The organism is Levilactobacillus parabrevis, assembly GCF_044051715.1.
GTDB lineage: Bacteria > Bacillota > Bacilli > Lactobacillales > Lactobacillaceae > Levilactobacillus > Levilactobacillus parabrevis.
Genome location: NZ_CP168688.1, coordinates 1,893,285 through 1,913,950 on the forward strand (window position 1 = coordinate 1,893,285; position 20,666 = coordinate 1,913,950).

At 49.1% G+C, this 20,666-nt stretch carries 17 protein-coding genes and 1 pseudogene; 5 read left to right on the plus strand and 13 right to left on the minus strand.

The genetic code is table 11. The annotated features are described in order from the left end of the window. The first annotated feature begins 17 nt into the window (after positions 1 to 17). Genes ACEPSU_RS09000 through ACEPSU_RS09010 form a run of 3 tightly spaced genes read left to right on the plus strand, consistent with a single transcriptional unit; the run spans position 18 to position 4,644 of the window. Complete coding sequence (locus tag ACEPSU_RS09000) at positions 18 to 1,547, plus strand: HD domain-containing protein (RefSeq protein ID WP_027825872.1); 1,530 nt, start codon at positions 18 to 20, stop codon at positions 1,545 to 1,547. Between the two features lie 2 nt (positions 1,548 to 1,549). Then, positions 1,550 to 3,709 (plus strand): RNA degradosome polyphosphate kinase, encoded by a 2,160-nt coding sequence (locus ACEPSU_RS09005; protein ID WP_395323634.1) that lies wholly within the window; start codon positions 1,550 to 1,552, stop codon positions 3,707 to 3,709. Next, positions 3,709 to 4,644 (plus strand): Ppx/GppA family phosphatase, encoded by a 936-nt coding sequence (locus ACEPSU_RS09010; RefSeq protein ID WP_020088266.1) that lies wholly within the window; start codon positions 3,709 to 3,711, stop codon positions 4,642 to 4,644. Before ACEPSU_RS09005 ends, ACEPSU_RS09010 begins: the two co-directional genes overlap by 1 nt. 251 nt (positions 4,645 to 4,895) lie before the next feature. On the opposite strand, the gene ACEPSU_RS09015 is transcribed toward ACEPSU_RS09010, so the two are convergent. Continuing rightward, positions 4,896 to 5,369, minus strand: coding sequence for a flavodoxin (locus ACEPSU_RS09015; protein WP_395361510.1), 474 nt, complete (start codon positions 5,367 to 5,369; stop codon positions 4,896 to 4,898). Positions 5,370 to 5,679: 310 nt separating this feature from the next. On the opposite strand from ACEPSU_RS09015, the gene ACEPSU_RS09020 reads away from it, so the two are divergent. Then, on the plus strand, positions 5,680 to 7,347 hold the full coding sequence (locus ACEPSU_RS09020) for a hypothetical protein (RefSeq protein ID WP_395321179.1): 1,668 nt from the start codon (positions 5,680 to 5,682) through the stop codon (positions 7,345 to 7,347). A 20-nt stretch (positions 7,348 to 7,367) separates the two neighbouring features. Further along, positions 7,368 to 8,972 carry a hypothetical protein gene (locus ACEPSU_RS09025; RefSeq protein WP_395321181.1) on the plus strand — a complete coding sequence of 535 codons (1,605 nt, stop codon included), beginning with the start codon at positions 7,368 to 7,370 and terminating at the stop codon, positions 8,970 to 8,972. A gap of 69 nt (positions 8,973 to 9,041) precedes the next feature. On the opposite strand, the gene ACEPSU_RS09030 is transcribed toward ACEPSU_RS09025, so the two are convergent. The 12 genes and pseudogenes from ACEPSU_RS09030 to ACEPSU_RS09085 all read right to left on the minus strand — a co-directional run bounded on the left by ACEPSU_RS09030 (position 9,042) and on the right by ACEPSU_RS09085 (position 20,585). Then, the gene (locus ACEPSU_RS09030; protein ID WP_395321183.1) at positions 9,042 to 9,800 is read right to left on the minus strand and encodes an ABC transporter ATP-binding protein; all 759 of its coding nucleotides are present in this window, start codon (positions 9,798 to 9,800) and stop codon (positions 9,042 to 9,044) included. After that, positions 9,781 to 10,752 (minus strand): iron ABC transporter permease, encoded by a 972-nt coding sequence (locus ACEPSU_RS09035; protein ID WP_395321185.1) that lies wholly within the window; start codon positions 10,750 to 10,752, stop codon positions 9,781 to 9,783. Before ACEPSU_RS09035 ends, ACEPSU_RS09030 begins: the two co-directional genes overlap by 20 nt. Beyond that, positions 10,749 to 11,645: a heme ABC transporter substrate-binding protein IsdE gene (gene isdE / locus ACEPSU_RS09040; RefSeq protein ID WP_395321187.1), complete on the minus strand. Its 897-nt coding sequence runs from the start codon at positions 11,643 to 11,645 to the stop codon at positions 10,749 to 10,751. Before isdE ends, ACEPSU_RS09035 begins: the two co-directional genes overlap by 4 nt. Before the next feature lie 12 nt (positions 11,646 to 11,657). Beyond that, the gene (locus ACEPSU_RS09045; protein WP_395321189.1) at positions 11,658 to 12,449 is read right to left on the minus strand and encodes an NEAT domain-containing protein; all 792 of its coding nucleotides are present in this window, start codon (positions 12,447 to 12,449) and stop codon (positions 11,658 to 11,660) included. Then, complete coding sequence (locus ACEPSU_RS09050; RefSeq protein ID WP_395323359.1) at positions 12,436 to 13,638, minus strand: NEAT domain-containing protein; 1,203 nt, start codon at positions 13,636 to 13,638, stop codon at positions 12,436 to 12,438. Before ACEPSU_RS09050 ends, ACEPSU_RS09045 begins: the two co-directional genes overlap by 14 nt. Before the next feature lie 178 nt (positions 13,639 to 13,816). Then, on the minus strand, positions 13,817 to 14,539 hold the full coding sequence (locus tag ACEPSU_RS09055; RefSeq protein ID WP_395321192.1) for an NEAT domain-containing protein: 723 nt from the start codon (positions 14,537 to 14,539) through the stop codon (positions 13,817 to 13,819). Between the two features lie 653 nt (positions 14,540 to 15,192). Continuing rightward, positions 15,193 to 15,501 (minus strand): hypothetical protein, encoded by a 309-nt coding sequence (locus ACEPSU_RS09060; RefSeq protein ID WP_020088258.1) that lies wholly within the window; start codon positions 15,499 to 15,501, stop codon positions 15,193 to 15,195. 396 nt (positions 15,502 to 15,897) lie between these two features. Next, positions 15,898 to 16,752, minus strand: coding sequence for an AraC family transcriptional regulator (locus ACEPSU_RS09065; protein ID WP_395321194.1), 855 nt, complete (start codon positions 16,750 to 16,752; stop codon positions 15,898 to 15,900). 12 nt (positions 16,753 to 16,764) lie between these two features. Further along, positions 16,765 to 17,187 (minus strand): annotated as a pseudogene (locus ACEPSU_RS09070) (heme-degrading domain-containing protein); the annotation flags it as partial. 47 nt (positions 17,188 to 17,234) lie between these two features. After that, on the minus strand, positions 17,235 to 17,657 hold the full coding sequence (locus tag ACEPSU_RS09075; protein WP_395321196.1) for a VOC family protein: 423 nt from the start codon (positions 17,655 to 17,657) through the stop codon (positions 17,235 to 17,237). A 16-nt stretch (positions 17,658 to 17,673) separates the two neighbouring features. After that, on the minus strand, positions 17,674 to 18,810 hold the full coding sequence (locus ACEPSU_RS09080; protein ID WP_395321198.1) for a Gfo/Idh/MocA family protein: 1,137 nt from the start codon (positions 18,808 to 18,810) through the stop codon (positions 17,674 to 17,676). Between the two features lie 692 nt (positions 18,811 to 19,502). After that, positions 19,503 to 20,585 carry an ABC transporter ATP-binding protein gene (locus ACEPSU_RS09085; RefSeq protein WP_020088253.1) on the minus strand — a complete coding sequence of 361 codons (1,083 nt, stop codon included), beginning with the start codon at positions 20,583 to 20,585 and terminating at the stop codon, positions 19,503 to 19,505. Between the last annotated feature and the right edge of the window lie 81 nt (positions 20,586 to 20,666).

Consider the following 20,666-nt stretch of genomic DNA (forward strand, 5'->3'; position numbering starts at 1 on the left):
GAAAGTAGATGAAGTTTATGGCTGATAATTATTTTGGCGCAATGCTCGTAAATGTTTCCAGTATGGAACTGTCAATCGTGAACCTGAAAACCGGTGCCCAGACCGAGCGGGTCAAGTCGACCGTCGCCATTGGGGAAAATATTTACAACCATGAAGAAATTGATTTTGAAACGGTTGCTGAGGCAGCTGAGGCGTTGCGGGGATTTCTCCAAGTCATTAAGGACTATGGTGTCACCAACTACCAACTCTGGGGCTCACAAGCCCTCTCCACCGCGCCCAACGCCGAGTTCATTCGCGATCAGATCTTCGTGCGGACCGGTCTCAGTATCAAGTGGCTCTCCTTGGGGGAAGAGTCGTTCGTCCGTAACGAAGCCATCGCTTTGAAGTTCGATGGCTATCACCACCTAGTCAAGAAGCACGCGGCCATCATCGGCCTGAACTCCGGGAGTGCGACCCTGTCCTTCTTCGCTCACGACAATCTGGTGGCTTCGCACAACATGAAGCTCGGCCCCGTCCGTATCAAGGAAGTGCTGCAAAGTTTGCGGGCCACCGCCCCCAACCCGGTCGACGTCCTTGACGACTACATCAACAGCAAGGTCGATGATTTTTACCGTTTCTTGCCAGAGCGCCTTCAGACGGCGAACAATCAGGTTATTTTAATCGGGGCAGCACCACTGAACAACTACTTCATCCCCAAAGATGAAGTCAGTTTCACCCTGCCCCTCAAGCAATTCAACGAGTTTAGCCGCGAGGTCATCGGTGCGTCCGATCAATACCTGATGGAACGCCTACACCTCACGGAAGAAAATGTCGAGCTCGTCTTACCCGAGGTTCTCCTGATTCAGAAGTTGCTCGCCGTGGTTCACGCTGACAAGCTTCATTTGGTCAACCTCAACGTTTTGGACGGGTTAACCACTAACCAAGAGATCCTAGCCGGTAATCAGAAGTATCACTTCGAGAATCAGATTCTAGCGGCTGCCAACGATCTCGCGCAACGGTATCGTGTAGAACCACATCACATGGAGTTGGTCCGGCACTTTGCCCTCCACCTCTTCGATCAGCTCAAGACACTTCACCACCTGACTGCCCGCGACCGTTTACTCCTGCAGGTTGCCGCCATCGTTCACGATATTGGCGGCTTCATCGACACCCACGAACACTATCTGCACTCGGATTACGTACTCAAACAATCCGAGATGCTGGGACTGTCCGCGGAAGAAATTCAGATTATTGCGGCCGTCTCGCGCTATCACAGCACCCGAACCCCCGCGGAAGACATCACCCATTTCCGCCAACTCACGCCCAACAAACGCTTAACTGTGGCCAAGCTGGCGGCGATTCTCCGCTTGGCTGATGCCCTCGATGATGCGCACCAACAGACCATTCAACGCATCTCAGTCTCCGTTCGGACCAACAAGGTCATCATCACCGCATTCAGCGACGACGACCTCTCCCTGATCCGCTGGGCGTTCAACTACAAGGCCCAGTTCTTCACCGACGTATTCGGCCTGCAACCCGTGTTTAAACAAAGGAGATTACACAAATGACAATGGATTATAAAGACGTCAAGTACTATACCAACCGGGAACTCAGCTGGCTAGACTTCAACGACCGCGTCCTGGAAGAAGCCCGCGACAAGGCCAATCCTTTGTTGGAACGTGTGCGGTTTCTCGGCATCACCCAGAGTAACGTGGACGAGTTCTTCATGGTCCGGGTGGCTTCGCTCTCGAAACTGGCAGCGGTCAACTATGCCAAGCCCGACGCATCAGGGATGACGGCCGAAGCTCAACTGCTGGCAGTCAACGCCAAGGCCCACGACCAAGTGGTCAAGCAGTACTCCACGCTGAATCGGATGCTGTTGCCCCTTCTGGCTAACTTAAATATTCACCTTAAGATCGTTAAGGAACTCTCCTCGCAACAGTTTCGTTTCATTCAGAAATACTTCAACGACGAGATTTCTCCGGCCCTAACGCCCATGGCTGTCGACAGCTCGCGGCCCTTCCCATTCATTGGGAACAACACGCTGAATATCGCCCTGCGACTCTTTAAGGACGGTAACAAGAAGGATAAACGTTTTGCCACCGTTCAAGTCCCCGACATCTTCCCTCGAACCGTGCGCCTGCCGGGTGCCGACAATGATTTCATTCTGCTAGAAGACATCATCAAGGCCTTCATTGGCAACCTATTCATCGGTTACGAGGTCAAAGAAGCCGCGAACTACCGGGTCATTCGGGACATGGACTTGGATGTGGCTGAAGAAGACACCTCCGATTTACTGAAGGAGGTCGAACAACAGCTGAAGCGCCGGGAACACGGGAGTGCCGTGCGGATGGAAGTGGAAGCCGGCATTTCTGACTCTCTGGAGAAACGCTTGGCAACCGCCATTAAAGTTGCCGATTACGCCGTCTACAGCATTGGTGGGCCGATTGATCTAACCTTCCTGAGCAAATGGACCAAGCAGATCAGCAATCACGACGACCAGCTCTATCCGGCCTTTACCGCCGCTCAGACGCCGGGGGTCACCGCCGACGATGACATCTTCAAGACGATTCGCCACCGTGACGTCCTGGTGCACCACCCCTTTGACTCCTTCTCTGCCGTCACCGAGTTCATTCGCCAGGCGGCCTACGACGACGAGGTGCTGGCTATCAAGATGACCCTGTACCGGGTATCCGCCAACTCACCAATCATCAAGTACCTGGGCTCCGCCGCACAGAATGGCAAGCAGGTCACCGTGCTGGTCGAAGTTAAGGCCCGTTTCGATGAAGAAAACAACGTCCACTGGGCCCAACAACTGGAAAAGATGGGCTGTCACGTGATCTATGGCTTGATTGGCCTGAAGACCCACTGTAAGTTGGCTCTCGTCGTCCGGCGAGAACCCGATGGGATTCGCCGCTACATGCACATGGGTACCGGGAACTACAACGATGTCACCGCCCACTTCTACACCGACCTCGGACTGATGACGACCAACACCGACATGGGGATCGACGCCTCCAACATCTTTAACATGTTGTCTGGCTACTCCGAACCACCTTACTTCCACCAACTCCATATGTCCCCCGATGGCATTCGGGAATTCATCGTCTCCAAAATTGACCAGGAAATCAGTAATGCCAAGGCTGGGCAACCCGCTTGGATTGAAATGAAGATGAATTCACTGTCCGATTCCGACATGATTGCCAAGCTTTACGAAGCTTCTCACGCCGGCGTCCACATCAAGCTAATTGTTCGGGGAATCTGCTGCTTAAACGTTGGCATCCCCGGAATCAGTGAGAATATCGAGGTTCATTCGATTGTCGGCCGCTTCTTGGAACACAGTCGAATCTATGGTTTCGCTAACAACGGTGACCCCTTGATTTACCTGTCCAGTGCCGACCTGATGACGCGGAACCTGAACCGCCGGGTAGAGCTACTCTTCCCTATTTTGCAATCCGATCTGCGGCAACGGGTCTTCGATATCTTTGCCACTCTCTGGCACGATAACGTTCAGACACGGGTACTCCTCGCCGACCGGACCTTCACCCGAGTCGACCGACGCGGCCTCGATCCCCTGGATGCGCAAGCGACTTTCATGCAAGAAGCCACGAATAAGCGTAAAATCAGTGACGACCATTCCCCGGAGGCTGTCAACGCTCCTCGGCAATTCAAACCAATGCTTAGTCCCAAAAATCAACCAAAATCCCCCATTGATCGGAGTCCTCAGTAATGGAAAACTTAGTCGTTATCGACTTAGGTTCAAACTCAGTTCGTATGACCATCAGCGAAATTGATGGTGCTGGTAACCATAAGACCATCGAACAGGTCAAGCGCTACGTCCGTCTATCGGAAAACATGGGCGAGGAACGGGTCCTACAGCCCGAATCAATCGCGCGGACCCTCACCGCACTGGGCGAATTTAAAAAGATTTACAGTCAACTCGACAAGCCGGACATTCAAGCCGTGGCAACCGCGGCTGTCCGTCAAGCCAGCAATCAGAAACAATTTCTCAAGTTAGTCAAAGATAAGATTGGTTTATCCTTCAACGTCATCTCTGGCGCCACGGAAGCCCGCTACGATTACCTGGGAGTCGTCAATACCCTCCCCGTGGTCAATGGCTTACTGGTCGATACCGGAGGGGCCTCTTCCGAATTGATTCTGGTTCAGAACCAACAGATGAAGCAGGTCGTCTCGATTCCCCTGGGTTCCGTGACCCTGTCACAGAGCTATCTGGAGAGTGACGTGATTAAAGCCGACTCCCTCTTCGCAGCGATGACCTTCGTCAACAGCGTCTTCAACGACGTCTGGTGGCTCCGTGAAGCAACGAACCTGCCCATCATTGGATTAGGCGGTGCCAACCGGACACTGGCCAAGATCAACCGACGCAAGAAGAACTTCCTGAATTTCGAAGACGTCCACGGCTACAAACTATCGGCCGAAGACGTCTACGCCACCCTAATTCAACTGTTGGGTCTGGACCTAGCAGGCCGTAAGAAGGTCCCCGGCTTATCCAAGGACCGGGCGGACATCATCATCGGCGGTCTCATTCCAGTAACCCTACTCATGCGGTTACTGGATTCCCAGCAGATCACGTTCTCCAACGCCGGATTACGGGACGGTATCCTGTTCAACCGGATTAATGAGATTAAGAACGGGGTAGAGTAAAAGAGTGCAGAGTGCAGAAGGAGGCGGTTAGCTGGCGAGCATTAACGTCATAAGGAGAAAAATCCCGGGCTTGGATTATTCTTCTTATGGGGTTAAGCGCAACCAGCTGCCTCCTGGCGCACGTTTCGGCTAGAGATAATTAGAGGAAGCCCTAAGCAAATCCAAATCAGCCACAAAAAGAGTTCCATCAAAGCTATTTTATTGATAGCTTTGACGGAACTCTTTTAGATTTCAATTAACTTTAAAACTACTTAACGCTGCGACCAAGCCCGCACATCGTCACCCGTCATCTGGGTCGTAAACCGCCGGCCAGCATGCCACGCAACCGCCGGATAATCCCGACGCAGTTGTGCCGTGGCCTCATCAATTGGCGACGACCCCGACGTACAGAATGGCCAAACGGCCTTGCCCGTGAAGTCCAGACTATCCAGCAACGTATCAACCGGCCGCGGTGCCGTAGCCCACCACAGTGGGAATCCCAGATAAATCGTCGTTGCCTGCGCAACCACGGCTGCATCGACTGGCTGAATTGCCGGTCGCACCCGCCCAGCGTGCATTTCACGATAACTGCGACTCGTGTGGTCATTCCAGTCTAAATCAGCCGTCGTGTAGGCTTGCTGAGGCGTAATCGCGACGAGTTGGGCCCCCGTTGCAGTCGCAACTTTTTGGGCAACCGCTTTCGTATGCCCCGTACCGGAGAAGTAAAGCACAATTGATTGTCCCATCATTGATTCCTCCTATTCGTAGTCAACCGTTTCCTAAATCATAACATCCTTTACTTACCAGCGGAGCAACCGTTTTCAAATAATGAACAATCGACTTACATTGTAAAGCGTCGTGTGTCCGTCCACGCTATCGTTTTAACTTTTTATTAAGTCCTGTGAACGCATGCGACAAATCTACTGTTTTTTACATTGGTATTAATGTAAGCATCTGCTTCAAAAAAGGAATTAAATTGTGAAGCACCTCAGTAGTAAATGCAACAAGCAAGACATATAATTAAAGTTAACGCTTACATTAGGAGATGTAACAGCTATGAAATCAGAAACTTTTTTAAAAGAACACCTTGATGACTACTTTATGGACGGCCTTTTAATCAGCCCAGATATACCTGAAAAGAAATTAATTACCGCGTCACACAAAATTGCAAACGACATCGATCCTGAATACATACTAGGTATTTTCGACACTGGTGTCTTTAAAAACGCCAAAGAAGGTATTGTTTTTACAGGTGACAGTCTCTACATTCATGAAGGTGCCTTGGGTCTAAATGTCACCCAGAAGATTGCGTACGATCAAGTCATTTCTGCTAAATTTGAAAAAAGAAAGAATATGGACGATAAAGGCAAAATACATCCTTCAAAAAATCTGACAATTAACCTGAAAGACGAAGACACACCTATTGAGTATGAGTCTAATGTATTCCCGTTAAAACCAATTTCAAACTTGCTAAACGCAATGAATGATCAGGTTGATGATATCAGCGCCACAAACCAACACTTAAAATTATCAGATTTGTCTCCCGAAGTAATTCTTGGATACTTAGAACTAATCGTTAACTTCTTGAAACGGGATGGTATGCTGGATCAGGATGAATATGCAAATCTTGCTGGTTTAATTGGAACTATTGATATTCAAACTGATACAAAAACAAAACTGATGAAATATCGATTGGAAAAGAATAGTTTTCGAACGAATGATGAGCTTGTTAATTTTCTGCGGAATGAAGTTCCCACTGGCAGTCAGATCACAATCTTTCAATCATTAGTCAATAACATGCTTTCTATGATGTCAGAGGAGAGTAAAAATGATTGGCAAAACATTCCTGAGTTCACTTCCATTCAACAATCATTATCCGTTTCAAATGACCAGGTCAATTTCTATCTACGTAAACAACAATTGGATCAAAAAATTATTAAAGAAAAACTCAATGATGACGATGCCTCTAAACTAACAAACAATCTAATGTCCTTAGGAAGTGGCGTCGGTGCATCAGTTGCTGCATTTGGTGTAACTGGATTTGCGTTTGGAGCGTTTGGAGAACTAGGATTAGGAACATTAGCATTCGCGACTATTTCAACCGGAGGGCTCGCCCTAGCAGTGACTGGTATTGGAGTCGCCAGCATTGCAGGCTATGAAGGTATGAAGCGCCTTAGTGGAAATCAAACAGTAAAAGAGGCAACTCGTAATTCACTTCTACAAGCTAAAATTGTTCAACAAAATTCTGCAATGGCACTTTTAATGAGTGATATTAATTATATCTCTGAGCGTATTTCTGAATTGGTTAATGCTAAGAATACTGCAGACATGCAAGTAGCACAAAGTATATCTAAATTAGCTGAATTAAAATCCCTTATTGAACAATTACGATTGGCCAATAGCGCCAATACCGTTGCTAGAGATACTCAGGAAAGAAATCAGCATGAGTTAGCACTTTCCGCCCTTCCTAAATTTCTCGAGGTTGAAAAAGTTGAAGACCTACTTAATCAGTCCCTATCTGTATCAAAATTTAGTGCTCTCCTAGAACATTGCTATCATTTTAAAAACGATGGTAACAATCAGCTTGACGAATCTGTAACAACACAATATTTGAGTGCCACAAATGAAGTACTCGAAGAAATTGGTTATTATAAGGTTTCTTCTGTTGCTAATGCTAAAAATATTGGGAAAAAGGGCCTCAATTTCTTAAATAACTTGGGATAAAACATAAAGGATGATACTTCATGGACGATGATTTACTAAATGACGTGGCGAAAATACTCTCTGTTCATCAAGACGAGACAATAAAGTCTAATCAAAGAGTTGATGATTTAAAATATACTATACCGACTATTGATGCTAGTCTATCAGCACAATCACAAACACAAAGGGATCTTCAGAACCTTTTAAACGAACTCGACTTATCTCTTGCTGATTCCAATCAGCTAAATAAGGTGGATAAATTGGTTGATGACTTAGGGGATATTTTGACGACATCCGTAAAATCTTCTTCGACGCAGCAATTTAATAAACTAGATAATCTACACGCACTAACCGACTGGCATTCACTCGTTCAACAAACAGAAAACTATGGAAATCGACACCACCTTGACCTTTCCAATCCTTATTTTACAATGATGTCCCAGTATGAATTTTCACAACAAATTACGACATTAGAAAATTCATTTAATCTTTCACATCTACAAAAATCAGACTATATTTTTAGTAGTGTAGTGGGCATCATTACCAGCTTAATTGATGTCTTATTTGTCGGAAGAATTCATACCGGGACCAGTACCCAGGGACTACAGCAAATTGTAGATAATAAATACGAATCAATAGTTGTAACAGTGGGAAAATTCACTCGTAAATCCGAGCTCACTACACAGCTGAAAAACTTCAAGAAAAGTATAAAGGGCACACCTACAAAGGCCCAGCTAAAACGCTTAGAAAAATTCCACGAACGCATTCAAAGGGTCGATGAGTCTAACAAAAAGCAATCTATTCATACTTTAGAAAAACATTTCAAAGTAAGTTACGATGCTGCAAACAATGCCAGTATCGTAGAAGGATATGTCTCAAAAATGGATGCCAATAATCATCATCTCCGATCATTGGCACACGATCCCGGTATTCTTGGACTAATCGTTGGTATTATTGACCAGCTTACTAACAAGGCTAGTTTTATTGATGGCGATGGTAAAATTATTCGTGTCGTAACCAAAAATGTGGAAAACACGACTGTAAGCCAAGGCCCACTTCCTTTTAAGATTATTAAAGCGACTGAAAACTGGTTTGGTCATCTTTTATCAGATGTATCTGGTTCCAGTGGCGCTAAAGGCCGAGGCGCAGGACTCCCGATTCCTTTCTATTCTGTTACACAAAAACTAAATTTCGGAAGCATACCAATCAAAAATAATAATTTCACTGTTGCACAAACTTCAGAATGGTTATATAAGCAGGGCACGGATTTAAGAGCTTTCACAGCCCAATCTATTCCTGTCTTGATTGGTGAGACGCTTATTCGACTATACTGGTTTACCAAACAACGCTTTTATCTTGGCCTGCCAGCTAAAGATAGTATTCCAATTGCAAATAATCCTGACTTGAACAAACTTTTACTAACAAATACTGCTGTGTTTGCATCTGTTGATTTTGGTGATGCAGCTCTTAGATCTGAAGGATGCCAAAATATTCCCGAACTTCTACTCAGACTAAACTATGCAAACCTAGTCGATTTAGGATTTAGATCCATTCAAGCACTGCGTTTCCAAGTTAAGCACTTGCAGGAAGTAGACAAGATTGATGAGGATATCCAGCAAGAATGGAATCATATTTTAATAAGTTAACAATATAACAGGGACCGACGAAAACTTAAAAAATCGTCGATCCCCTTTATTTGAAACCTATAGATTCCCTTATTCTGGCACCTGCACAATATACGGTCCCAGCCGCGGCACATTCACAATCTCAATCGGCGTCTGGAAAGTCTCAGCCAACAACGGGGCTCGTCGCAAATCATGAGGCGTTCCTGCAGCCACCAGTCGGCCATCCTGCAAAAGCCACAGCCAGTCGCTGACCGTGAACGCCTGATTGATGTCATGTAGGACCTGAATCACCGTCAGCCCCGCTGCGGCGAGTTGCCGGAGCTGCGCCATCAACGTTTGCTGGTAATGGACATCCAGATAGGTTGTGGGTTCATCCAGCAACAGGACTTGTGGTTCCTGGGCCAGCGCCATCGCCAGCCAGACGCGTTGTTGCTGCCCACCCGACAGATCATCCAGATGAGCAGCCGCTAGTGACGTAAGGGCCGTCTGTGCGAGAAAATCGGCCACCTCTTCGTCCGGCACCGTTGCCAGCAGACCGTGATAGGGTAACCGCCCCATCTTGACCACGGCGGCAACCGTCATGTCGTCATACAGCTCATGGCGTTGACTAACGACCGCAATCTTCTGTGCCAACGCCTTGGCCGTGTACGCCGTCAGCGATCGCTCCGCCAGCGTCACGGTTCCTGTACGCGGTGTGACTTGTCGTGACAAAACCTTGAGGAGTGTCGATTTGCCGGCACCATTTGGTCCAATAATCGTAGTGATTTTTCCCGCCGGAAACGTTCCCGATAGGTCGATGACCCCATTCTCCTGCCCGGGGTACTGGTAACTAACGTGTTGTAATTCCATGGAAACCTCGCCCCCGTTGTAAGAGAATAATCACAAATGGCCCACCGATCACAGCCATCATGGTCGCTGCGGAGATCTCACTGGGTACGATAATCGTTCGGCCCAGCGTATCCGCCGCCAGCATCAACCAGGCGCCCGCCAACATGGAGAACGGTATCAGCGTCTGATAGTCGTGTCCCACGAAACGACGGGCTAAGTTGGGGATCACAATGCCGACAAAGGGAATCGTTCCCACAATGGCCGTCACGCTGACAGCCAGGTACATCCCCAGTAGGAGTAAGCTCCACCGGATCACCCTGACAGGCACACCAATCGTCTGTAACGCCGCATCTGCTAATTTTAAGTAATTGGCCCAGGGGGCTAACAGCAAGGCCACTATGAGTCCTAAAAGGCCCAGAATCAGTAAAGCTACAGTATCACGCCAAGTCACGGCGTTAAAGGTACTCTGCATGACCTGAGCAGCCTGACCACTGCTAACGAGTCGGGCTAGGCCAACAAACGTAGCATCGAGGGCCACCCCCACAATAATCAAGCGGTACGGGTCTCGCAAGGCTTTACCACTGGTCAGAATTACCAGGGCCACTAAGCCCCCGATCAGGGCTAGTACCCAATTACGACCGGGCAGCCAGGGCAACAGTAGCGCCCCACCAAGCTTGAAAAAGTCCGCCGCCGAGCTGATCCCTAAGATGCTGGGATCGGCAATGGGATTTCGAAAGACCGCCTGGAAGAGCGCGCCGGCAACCGCCAGACTCCCCCCGCAAATCAAGCTGCTCACGATTCGGGGTAGCCGGAGGTTAAAGACCGTCACAAAGTCGCGACTGGCTGGTTGACTCGCAATCGTCCACAGTCGTCCCGGTCCGATCCAAGTCGTTCCAGCCATGAGAGCCACCGCGATCGTACCGACGAGGAGTCCTAATACACCGCCATACCACCAGCCTGCGTGTTTAGTCATGCCCCAGCCCCCTTTGTGGGATAGAGCCAGTGACTGACTTGCTTGAGCGCGGCTGCTGCCTGCATATTAGCCGTCGCGTCAAAGGTCGGTTCCTGAAGGTCGTAAACCCGGTGGTGCTTCACAGCAGACGTTGTCGCCCACATCTTGTTGTCCTTAAATTCCTGATTGAACTGACTCGTCACCATTTTAGGCATCGCGTGTTCCAAACGAAGAATCACCTGCGGATTAGCCTTCTGAATGGCCTCATCGTTGGGCTGAATGTACTCCTGATCGTTACTGGTAAAGACATTCTTACCACCCGCTAAACGTGTCAAATCACCCACGTAGGCGCGATTGGTGGCAACCATGTAATTTGCGCCAGGTAAGCCCATGATGACCAGTACGCGCGGCGCCGGTTGGTTCTGGGCCCGCTGCTTGGCCGTTCGTTTGGCCACCTGAATCTTAGCGAGCTGCTTGGATGCCGCGCCCTGCCGCTGATAACGTTTGCCAAGTTGGGTCAGCGTCGTCTCAAGGTGGGCCACACTCGTGAGGTCAAGAAAATGGGGCGCCACGTGCTGCGCCTTAAAAGCCTTGCCAAACTGATCGCTTAGCGTGGTTACCGAATAGACTGCCGTGGGCTTCAGTGCCGTAATCTTTTCCACGCTGGGATTCATCGGGCTTCCCACCTTGGTCACGTGTTGATAACGTTTGGGAATTTGGTTCGCCGTCGTGGGAATCCCCACCAATGGCAGATCGAGCTTATCAGCAATCTGAACCACCGCGTAAGTCGTGGCGACAATGCGTGGTTGCCGCTGCTTCTGCTGCTGATGCTGCCACGCAAAGCCACCGCCAATGATGCCCAACACGAGTAGGACCGTCAGTGACCATAGCCCAATTTTCCTTGGATTTTGCATCTGCCAGACCTCCTAGTGCTTACCGAAATACCACCAACTGCCGCCACCAACTAACAGCACGATGGCTGCGACACCGCCGATCAAGCCACCCCAGTGGGTCTTTTGTTGGGGAACCTGATCACTGGCGCTGGCTTGCTGCGAATCACGACTCGTCTTAGACGATTGACTCGCCGGCTGGCTGGACGTGCTGCTCGTCGCAGCTGCGGCCGACTTAGCCTTGGCGTTGCGACTTGCCTGACTGGAACTAGCCGCCTTCTGACTGGCAGTTGTGGCAGCTGGCTTCACCGATGAGGCACTGACCGCGGGTTTCTCCTGAGTTGCCCGCTGGGTTCGTGTCGTCTGGGTTGTCGCCCCGCTCCCTAGTGCTGGTAAACTGTTGGTTTTAAAACGAAACGTAATATTGTGCTTCGCCTTGTAGACGTCTGGCACGTTGATTGCTAGTTTGGCGTTGATGTTGCGTTTCAAATTAGTCGTTGTAAAACTGTAGTAAACGTGAGAATTGCCAGCGCCATCCTTGACCTTCCGGACATTCTCCGGAGTGTGACCATCAACTGAGAGCACGCGGACCGGCCAACTCGTCAGCTTCTTCGCCGTCTTCAGGTCCATCGTCACCACGTAGGCGTGATTCTTCACAGCTATCGTCGCGGGATGAACGAAATAACCACTGGCCATCGAATTTTCCTTCGTGCCGTATTTGAGTGCGCTGTAGTCGATCGTCTGGGCGTGCACCGCAAGCGGTGCCAGCAGAGCCAACCCTCCCAGCACCGCGGCGATAGTTAATACTAATTGTCTAATCCTGCGCATGCCGCTTCGCCTCCCAAACCAGCAGACCGCCACTGACGCTCAACCCAATCAAGCCCAAAATTGCCCATGAACTGGGCTCCTCACCAGTAGCCGGCAACGTTGCCTTGGCAACATGGTGGGTCGTTGGTGTTACGGTCGAATCGTCATTCTGACCACTCGTTTGCTTATTCTGGGTCGTTGGCAAGGCAGCCACTGCAGCGGCCGTTGCTTGATCCGCTGACCCGCTTGTCGCAAACCGGAAACGAATCGGGAAGGTTTCGCTGATGTTCATCGCTGGTACCGTCACGTGAATTTTTCCTGGAATCAGCTTGGCCGTCAACTCACTGGTATGCTGGATATCGAACCAATACGTCATCGTGTAGTTCTGACCACTCTGACCGTACGTAACCCGGCTGGCGGGTACCGCCACACCATCCACCGTCTTAGGAACGACCGCCTTGGGTCCCAACTTCAGGGACTTTGCATAGCTGACGGTCAGTGTCACCCGGTAGCCATGCTGAGTCGGCGTTACATTGGCCGTGTGCGTGTAGTATTGATTGGCGTCCGAAGGTGACATGGTATCGGCCTTCAACACCTGATACTTCCAATACTGTGTCGTCGGTGTCGTTGCGGTCGTCTTGGCCGAAGATGGTGCCGTTTTGGCTGCAGTCGTCGACTTCGGGACGCTAACAGTACTGCTTGAACTAGTAGCGGTCGCCGTTAATGCCGTGGCTTGCTTAAGCAAGTCGGCCGTGGTGGTACTCGTATTATCCTTTTCAGCCTTGGCCCAGGTCAGGACCAGTCGTGCGGACTCCTTCATACTGCCGACCGGTGTCGTCAGACTAAACGTTGCCGGCAACGGACTAGCCTGCTTCGTCAAATTAACCTGATAGATTGCTTGACCGTTGACCGTCTTGACCAACGTCGCTTTCTGCCCAGCAATCGTCATGGACTTGATATACTGCGCTCCGTTACTAGTCATCAGCACCGTCGTCTGATCACCCTTGATGCGCACGGCCGCATCGTTCCCGAAGAACTGATTGGCCGTCGAGGTCGCCGTACTATTTGCCTTAATGATCTTAGTTGGCACCACGTAGATACCGTCATCTAACGTGGCCGCCTGGGCCTGCTGCCCACCGAAGGCAACCATGGCGAATAACCCCACCACAATTAACCCTATAATATGTAAACTCTGTCGCAACTTTCGCATTGCACACTCACCCCAATTCAATTCTTCCCGTGACTGAATCCACGAGAGTTGTACCCGCTTTCATTCTACCAAACCGGTTCGCTGCTACCAAACTTATTGCCCTAAATCCCTTAACTGTTGAATTATCGAATGATAAACAAAAGACCACCGCCCCATCGACGGTGATCTCGGTATCTGCTTACTTAGCGACGGTAATGGTCTTCGTCACTGTCTTGTAGCCGGCTTTAGTAGCCGTCACTTTCAGTTTCCAGTTCTTCTTAACGGCCTTCTTTAACTTGACCTTGTAAGTAGCCTTCTTGGTGGTCGTCTTGCCTAACGTGGTCTTGTTATGCTTAACGGTAACCTTGGCCCCCTTGGTCGTGGTCCCAGCAACCTTCTTAGCCTTGGCCTTGACCTTTTTGGTACTCAACTTGACCTTGGTCGTTGCGGCTAGCGTGCTGGTCTTAAATTTCAGGGTCGCCGCTTCGTTCATCGTAACTTCCTTACCGTTCATAGGCACAGTCAACGCAAAGCCCAACGTGTGACTCTTCTTGAGGTTAACGTTGCGGAAGGTGTAGGTATTGCCGTTGGCTTTCTTCGTTACGGTCCCTGTCTTACCATCCAACGTCATCTGCTTGATAAACTGGTTCCCAGCCTTAGTAACGGTCAACGTTACCGCAGCTTTCTTACTCTTTACGGAAACAGCTGCCTTGGCATTAAAGTAACTAGCCGCATCAGAAGGCTTAGTCGTTCCCGTCTTATAAATCGCATACTTCACACTATACTTCCCATTAGCCAACTTCGTCGCGTTCAACGCAGCCGCTTGAGCTGTGGGCGCACTCCCCAATTGAACTGCTGGGATGCCTGCACCGACACTCGTTAACATCAGTAATGCACTAACCACTGTCAAAGACTTTTTCACAATGTGTCCCTCCCAAAATATGTAAAATCATTTAATTAATGAATCCGATTACATAGTAGCATGATTCGCCTGTGAGCTCCACAATAAAGGCTCCGCAAACGCCGTCAGAATAGGCTTATCGGGTGATTAGTGACTATAAAGATTCTATAATTTCTCTATCTAGCTCTGAAACCCAACGATCGGCAAGATTCGACTCCCCGGAGATCAAATCGCCGGTGTCACGCGTAATTAACTTGACGGATGCAAGCGTTGATAAAATAATCGACGACGTAAGCGTATCCTTATCAACTGATAATTAAAATGTGATGTATCGTAAAAAAATAGTTTGACCGGCAACTTAACTTTCCGGTCAAACTAGATGACTTATGGATTATTGAAGGCCATTAAATTATTGCTCATCTGACTAGCCATCACTTGGCTAATGCATGAAAAACCTTCGCTTAGCTGGAGCCAGCCAGGGGTGGCGCCAGCTGTGGTAACGGTGTAAGACCGGGCGCTTGATTCTTCCCGGCCTTACACCGTGGGACGAGTTTGGAAACTCACCTGAACTTGGTGAGGCTTCAAACCGAGCCGAAAGCCCGTCCTTTGGCTGCAGACGGTCCCCACAGCGGCAGAACCCCTGGCTGGCGCAAGCGGCAAGCGCTGTTTATTCGTTAGCCAATATGGTTTTCGTGGAGGATGGCATCGACTTCCTTTTGCATCTCAGCTGGCTTCTCCCACTCCTGAAAGGTCTTGAAATCTTCGGCGGGCATCTCATAATTCTCGTTTACGTAATCCTCATAGGCCTGAACGTGCGGTGTATGCGCGATGTTGAGCTGAAGGATGCGAACTTGTTTGATCAATCCCCGTTCCACGGCCAACTCGGCACGGCCGTTCTGAACCATGTCACTGATCTCCATGTATTTACTCCCGTCCAAACGGGTAATTTCTTCGATTAAGGTAAACGTTTCATGACTTTTCATCAATTCTCACCTTTCATTGTGAACACTCTTGGTTGCCACCGGCAATTTAACGCACATCGCAGCAACGCTACCGGCCTCAATTATACAGGGTTTTAGACAAAAACAAAACCACTACCAGGGAATGGTAGTGGTCGGCATAAGAGAGAAAGAGAATTGATTAGAAGGTAATTATTAATACCTTACGAGTTATAATATACCGTTCTTTGTAAGCGCTGTCAATGCTTTTCGTGAAATAATTGTTGGATTTGATGATTATCCTGGCTCACTGCTACGCCCCATCATCGTCATAAGCTTGATATGGCGGGATTTACACGATGTTTACAGAAGGTGGAAATTATTTAACAATTATTTTTAACTTTTGGAAAGCGTTTTCCGTTTAACGCATTTTTGGCCACTTTAGCGGTGCTCTTGCGCATATTCTCGTGGCGACAATCCAAAATGTTTTTTGAATTCTCGACCAAAGTGGCTGGCATCGGCGTAGGCCAACCGCTCCGCGACCTGTTTGACCTGCATCTTGGGTTGGCACAGGAGTTTCTTCCCCACCTCTAGCTTCAGGGTGATCAGATAACTTTGCGGCGACTCCCCGTAATATTTCTTGAACAACTCCAAGGCATAACTTTGGCTAATGTTGTACCGTCTCGCGACCGCAGCAATGGAAATATGAGTCGGATGCTCGCCATAATAAATCTGGTTATCTACCTGCTGTTTCAGGTCACTAGCCAACTTGGTGCACAACAGAAATTGGTCAGGGTTCGTCTCGTCAAAACTGAACTGAGCCTGGGTTTGGACGGCTTCCAAGAGAATCATGATCAAGTTGATCGTGCTCATCTCAATATTCAATTTGTCCGTCAGGCCGTATTTGTTTGAAAATAACGTCATCAGCTGCGTCGTACAAGCCTTCAAGTCATCGTAAACTGCCCAATCCGACCGCACGATTTGATTGGCATACTCCCGCGTCAGCATGTATTTAAACGACGGGTCATCCAGATTAAAATGAATGGCAAAATAGTCCAGCGGCTGGTCCCCCACCACATAGTTGTTGTGCCGAATGCCCGGTGGAATGATGATGAACTCGCCAGCATGGGTGATCAGCTCGCCAATCTCGGAAGTGGTCCGCTGCGTTCCGGAAACGATGTACATCAGCTCAAACGCCAAGTGGGCTTCCGGCTTCCAGTGCCAGCCCGGCGGTACCGTCTCCATGTGCCCGCCAAACAGGGTAAATTGTGTATTGATCAGTGGCAGTCTTTTCATGCCGGTTCCCCTCTAACTTTTTTTCCGCAAGAACACGCGTAACTCATCGACGATCAGCTGGTGATCTTCCTCTGAGGCCAGGCCCGAGACGGCGATACTGCCCACGAGACCAGTCCCTTTGATGACAACGGGGAAGCCCCCACCCGCGGCCGCGTAGTGTCGCGCATCGAGCGCGGCGGCTTCTTCTAGTGTTTGACCCCGCGCAGTCATTTCCAACTGTTTGTGCAAGCTACTGGTCCCGTACTCATAAACCGTATTGATTTTGCGCTGCAACCACTTATCGTTATCGATTGCCGTCCCCGGCATGGCCGCGTGGAACAGCTGCTGGCGGTTACGCGTGATGTCAATGGTCACGGCTGCCTGACGTTTCTGAGCCAAGGCCACTAATTGCTGGCCGAGTTGCAGGGCTGTCTCGTTACTAAAGCTCGTAAATTGTAAGTCTGCTTCTTAGGCTTGAACTTCGGCCATCGTCGGCATTTTCATTAATTTCGCCCCACTAACTGGAAGGAATCTGGTGAGTACTGCATGAACTCAATCTGATTGCCATCGGGATCGGCTGACCAAAGTTGATAAGACTTATCCGGCCCGAATTTGATTTCACTATTGACTGGTAACCCCTTTGCTAGCAGCTCACGCTTGGTTGCCTCAATATCAGGGACCTCCAGGCTTAGATGAAGATACCCACACAGGTCATATCCGTGCGTGGCCTTGGGAAGCTGATCGTTATCGTAGAACAACTCAAGAAATTGGCCCGGTTGAATTTCCAAGTATTTAATCCATGGCCGCCCCTGCTCGTCTGGTAGCTCAAACTTGTCGGTGAATCCCAGCCCGTTACAGTAAAAATCAACTGCGGCGGCCATATCTGTGACTTTGAATGAAGCGTGTGCGATACGACTAATTTCCATGATGCTAACTTCCTTTCTAGAATGCTAAGGCACTTTCCTCGGTCGGTCCCCAGAAGCCATTATCCAGGTACCCCGTTGGCAAGGGCTGTGGCCGGTCAAACGTGGACTGCATGTGGTAAACCGTCTCCGTCTCGGCGCTCTGATACATGCCGTGAATGAGTTCAAAAACGTGATAAGCCATCTCCATGCTGGCACGGTGCGGCCGATTCTGTTGAATGGCCCAAGCCATGTCGGCAACTCCTAATCCCCGTGAGTTTTCCAAAAAGCCGTGGGTAAACGGGAACTTAACCGGTTCGTTCAACTGTTTAGTCAGATAGTTGGGAGAATCAAAGTTATTGGGATCCCCCATCTTCAGGATGCCATCGGACCCGAACAACGTCATCTGCGGCTGTTCATTTAAAATGTTTTCAGAGTTAAAGTGAACCGTTGCCAGCACCCCATCCTGATAGGCCACGGTCGCCGTCAGGATGTTATCGGCCTCAACCGTTGATTTTTCACCAAACCACGGCTTATCGGTCCGTTGACCGACGCGTTCCGGCTGATACCGTCGACCAAAGGCACTCACGCTCTTGGCTGGGCCCAGAATACTGGCCAGCGCGGTGAGGTAATAACAACCCGTATCAAACGGTAACGTACCGCCTCGCTGATTCATGTGGGGAAAAATATCAGCGTAGACGCGGAAGTTCCGATTCAACGAGACCACGACTGACAAGGGATCGCCGATCAATCCGTGGTCCACCATGTACCTAGCCGTTTGAATTCCGCCACCCAGGAAGGTATCTGGCGCCACACCAAGCCGTAAATTCTTTGACCGTGCTAATTCACAGAGTTCCTGACCATCCGCCAACTCGACGGCAATCATTTTCTCCGAAAAGACGTGTTTACCGTGTTCCAGGGCTTGTTTGATAATACTGTAGTGGGCCTTAGGCGTCGTTAGATTCACAATCAGTTGAATCGTCGGGTCCGCCAAGATATCTGCGTAATTCATCGCCTTGATGTGGTACTTCTCCGCTTTGGCCTGCATCTTCTCCGGATTCAGGTCGGAGCAAGCAACGACATTGGTCACAGCAAACTTGTCCTGAAGCGACTGCAAGTAAATATCACTGATTACACCACATCCGACGACGGCAACGTTAATTTGCGCAATAGCCATTTAATCCCGCCTCTCATTTTTCTAGTTTCTCGTATGTAACCGATTACATTTAAATCATACCAAGTTTTTCGGAATTAAACAGGGGGTAATTCTGATAAAAGTAGCCCAAATTCGTACTGGGGCCGGTTGGGGGGATTATTGCGGGATTTTTTTGACAATTGGGATAGCGAGGTAAGGACCCTTTGATTGGGGTGATTTCTAGTTTTTATGTTGACTTAGAGATTTGGACTTGCTTTCGCCCCCATATCAGGAAACTTGCAGCCTCTGAAACGCGTTCCGCAAGGCAGGTTCTTCCGCTTAGAAAGCTAAGGCCTCCCGACGCTTCTAATTGTTGTGTTGGCTTAGTGCGTTAGATTTGCTCTCGCCCTGATATTCGGAAACTTGCGGCTTCTGAAACGCGTTCGCCAAGGCAGTCCCCTCCGCTTAGAAAAATAAGAGACTCCTGCCCGGCATAGCCGAACAGAAGCCTCTTATTCCCCTAATGCTCAGGACCTAAGCGCCTTGGCTCTCGCTCTTATACAAAAAGAGCACCGTCGCTATCGACCGTGCTCCGCCATTTAGTCTTCACCAAATGAGAGATAAACCTCTATTCAATTCATTGGGAAATTAAATAAAGGGGTAAATAAATGGTAAGTTAAAGATACCATGAAAAATGAAAAAAATCTATCCGTTTTATCATAGTTTTCTAATTTTTATCTGGGATTACCGGCATCCGTATCGTGAAGGACCGTTTCTGGGTGAATCAGGTTGCCTGGATGCTGGACAACATCCCCCACCGAATGGCCGGAAATGTTGACGAGACACGTCAAAACAAAGACGATTGCTACCGCAAAGGCCAGAATTCGTGTGCCCCAGCCCATCTTTTCACTGATCACAGAACCGTAAAAGTCCTTTTTGACCTTAGCCGCAACGTTGGTGGCGTTGGGGTCTGCCGCCTGTAGCTCGTCTGTGACCTGCTGCTGATAAGCATCAATATCAAATGACTTTTGGTTTTCCTTCATTTGACGTTGGAAGTGCTTCTTTTCTTTCTTCGTTTGACCCTTGAACCACTTAGTGAATGCGCGGTAGTGCTTAACCACATCCGCCGTGGCGCCGATCTCCTTCAATGTACCGTAGTGAATCCAAGCGACCCGGTCACAGAGAATCTCGACCTGCTTCAAAGAGTGACTGACAAAGACGATGGTCTTGCCTTCATCTTTGAACTCAGCAATCTTGTCCACACACTTTTGATAGAAAGTATCATCCCCAACGGACAACGCTTCATCAATGATCAGGATATCTGGGTTAACATGCACGGCGATGGAGAAGCCCAGCCGTGATTTCATCCCGGAAGAATAGCTCTTAACGGGTTGGTATAAGAAATCACCAATATCGGCAAAACCAACGATATCATCCATCAAGGCATCGATTTCGGGATTCGTTAACCCCTGCATCAGCGCCTTCAACCGAATGTTTTCCAATCCCGTCAGGTTTCCCCGCAGGCCGGCACCAATCGCAATGATCGAGGTATCACCACGGACATCCACAACCCCAGTCGTTTGTGGAATGATTCCGGAAATAATATTGGATAACGTGGACTTCCCAGACCCGTTGACCCCAATTAATCCCAGAGTTTCACCTGATTTGACCTCCAGTGAAATGCCCATCAGTGACCAGAAGTGTGGCACCTTTGCCCCTCTCAGGGAAAAGAATGACCGCAATTTTTCAGCCTGACTCTTGTAGAGGTCATATTCCTTCGTGACATTTTGGACCTTAATTTTGTAAGAATTATCCATGAATTAAACTTCCTAACTCAGTTATTAACGTTTTCTAGTAAGGCTCGCTATTAACCGGCGAGCTCAGTCTTGTGTATTATA

What these genes read in the sequence shown, in the direction of transcription:
- ACEPSU_RS09000 (WP_027825872.1), top strand. Translation starts at nt 18, where the DNA reads ATGGCTGATAATTATTTTGGCGCAATGCTCGTAAATGTTTCCAGTATG.
- ACEPSU_RS09005 (WP_395323634.1), top strand. Translation starts at nt 1,550, where the DNA reads ATGGATTATAAAGACGTCAAGTACTATACCAACCGGGAACTCAGCTGG.
- ACEPSU_RS09010 (WP_020088266.1), top strand. Translation starts at nt 3,709, where the DNA reads ATGGAAAACTTAGTCGTTATCGACTTAGGTTCAAACTCAGTTCGTATG.
- ACEPSU_RS09015 (WP_395361510.1), bottom strand. Translation starts at nt 5,369, where the DNA reads ATGGGACAATCAATTGTGCTTTACTTCTCCGGTACGGGGCATACGAAA.
- ACEPSU_RS09020 (WP_395321179.1), top strand. Translation starts at nt 5,680, where the DNA reads ATGAAATCAGAAACTTTTTTAAAAGAACACCTTGATGACTACTTTATG.
- ACEPSU_RS09025 (WP_395321181.1), top strand. Translation starts at nt 7,368, where the DNA reads ATGGACGATGATTTACTAAATGACGTGGCGAAAATACTCTCTGTTCAT.
- ACEPSU_RS09030 (WP_395321183.1), bottom strand. Translation starts at nt 9,800, where the DNA reads ATGGAATTACAACACGTTAGTTACCAGTACCCCGGGCAGGAGAATGGG.
- ACEPSU_RS09035 (WP_395321185.1), bottom strand. Translation starts at nt 10,752, where the DNA reads ATGACTAAACACGCAGGCTGGTGGTATGGCGGTGTATTAGGACTCCTC.
- isdE (WP_395321187.1), bottom strand. Translation starts at nt 11,645, where the DNA reads ATGCAAAATCCAAGGAAAATTGGGCTATGGTCACTGACGGTCCTACTC.
- ACEPSU_RS09045 (WP_395321189.1), bottom strand. Translation starts at nt 12,449, where the DNA reads ATGCGCAGGATTAGACAATTAGTATTAACTATCGCCGCGGTGCTGGGA.
- ACEPSU_RS09050 (WP_395323359.1), bottom strand. Translation starts at nt 13,638, where the DNA reads ATGCGAAAGTTGCGACAGAGTTTACATATTATAGGGTTAATTGTGGTG.
- ACEPSU_RS09060 (WP_020088258.1), bottom strand. Translation starts at nt 15,501, where the DNA reads ATGAAAAGTCATGAAACGTTTACCTTAATCGAAGAAATTACCCGTTTG.
- ACEPSU_RS09065 (WP_395321194.1), bottom strand. Translation starts at nt 16,752, where the DNA reads ATGAAAAGACTGCCACTGATCAATACACAATTTACCCTGTTTGGCGGG.
- ACEPSU_RS09075 (WP_395321196.1), bottom strand. Translation starts at nt 17,657, where the DNA reads ATGGAAATTAGTCGTATCGCACACGCTTCATTCAAAGTCACAGATATG.
- ACEPSU_RS09080 (WP_395321198.1), bottom strand. Translation starts at nt 18,810, where the DNA reads ATGGCTATTGCGCAAATTAACGTTGCCGTCGTCGGATGTGGTGTAATC.
- ACEPSU_RS09085 (WP_020088253.1), bottom strand. Translation starts at nt 20,585, where the DNA reads ATGGATAATTCTTACAAAATTAAGGTCCAAAATGTCACGAAGGAATAT.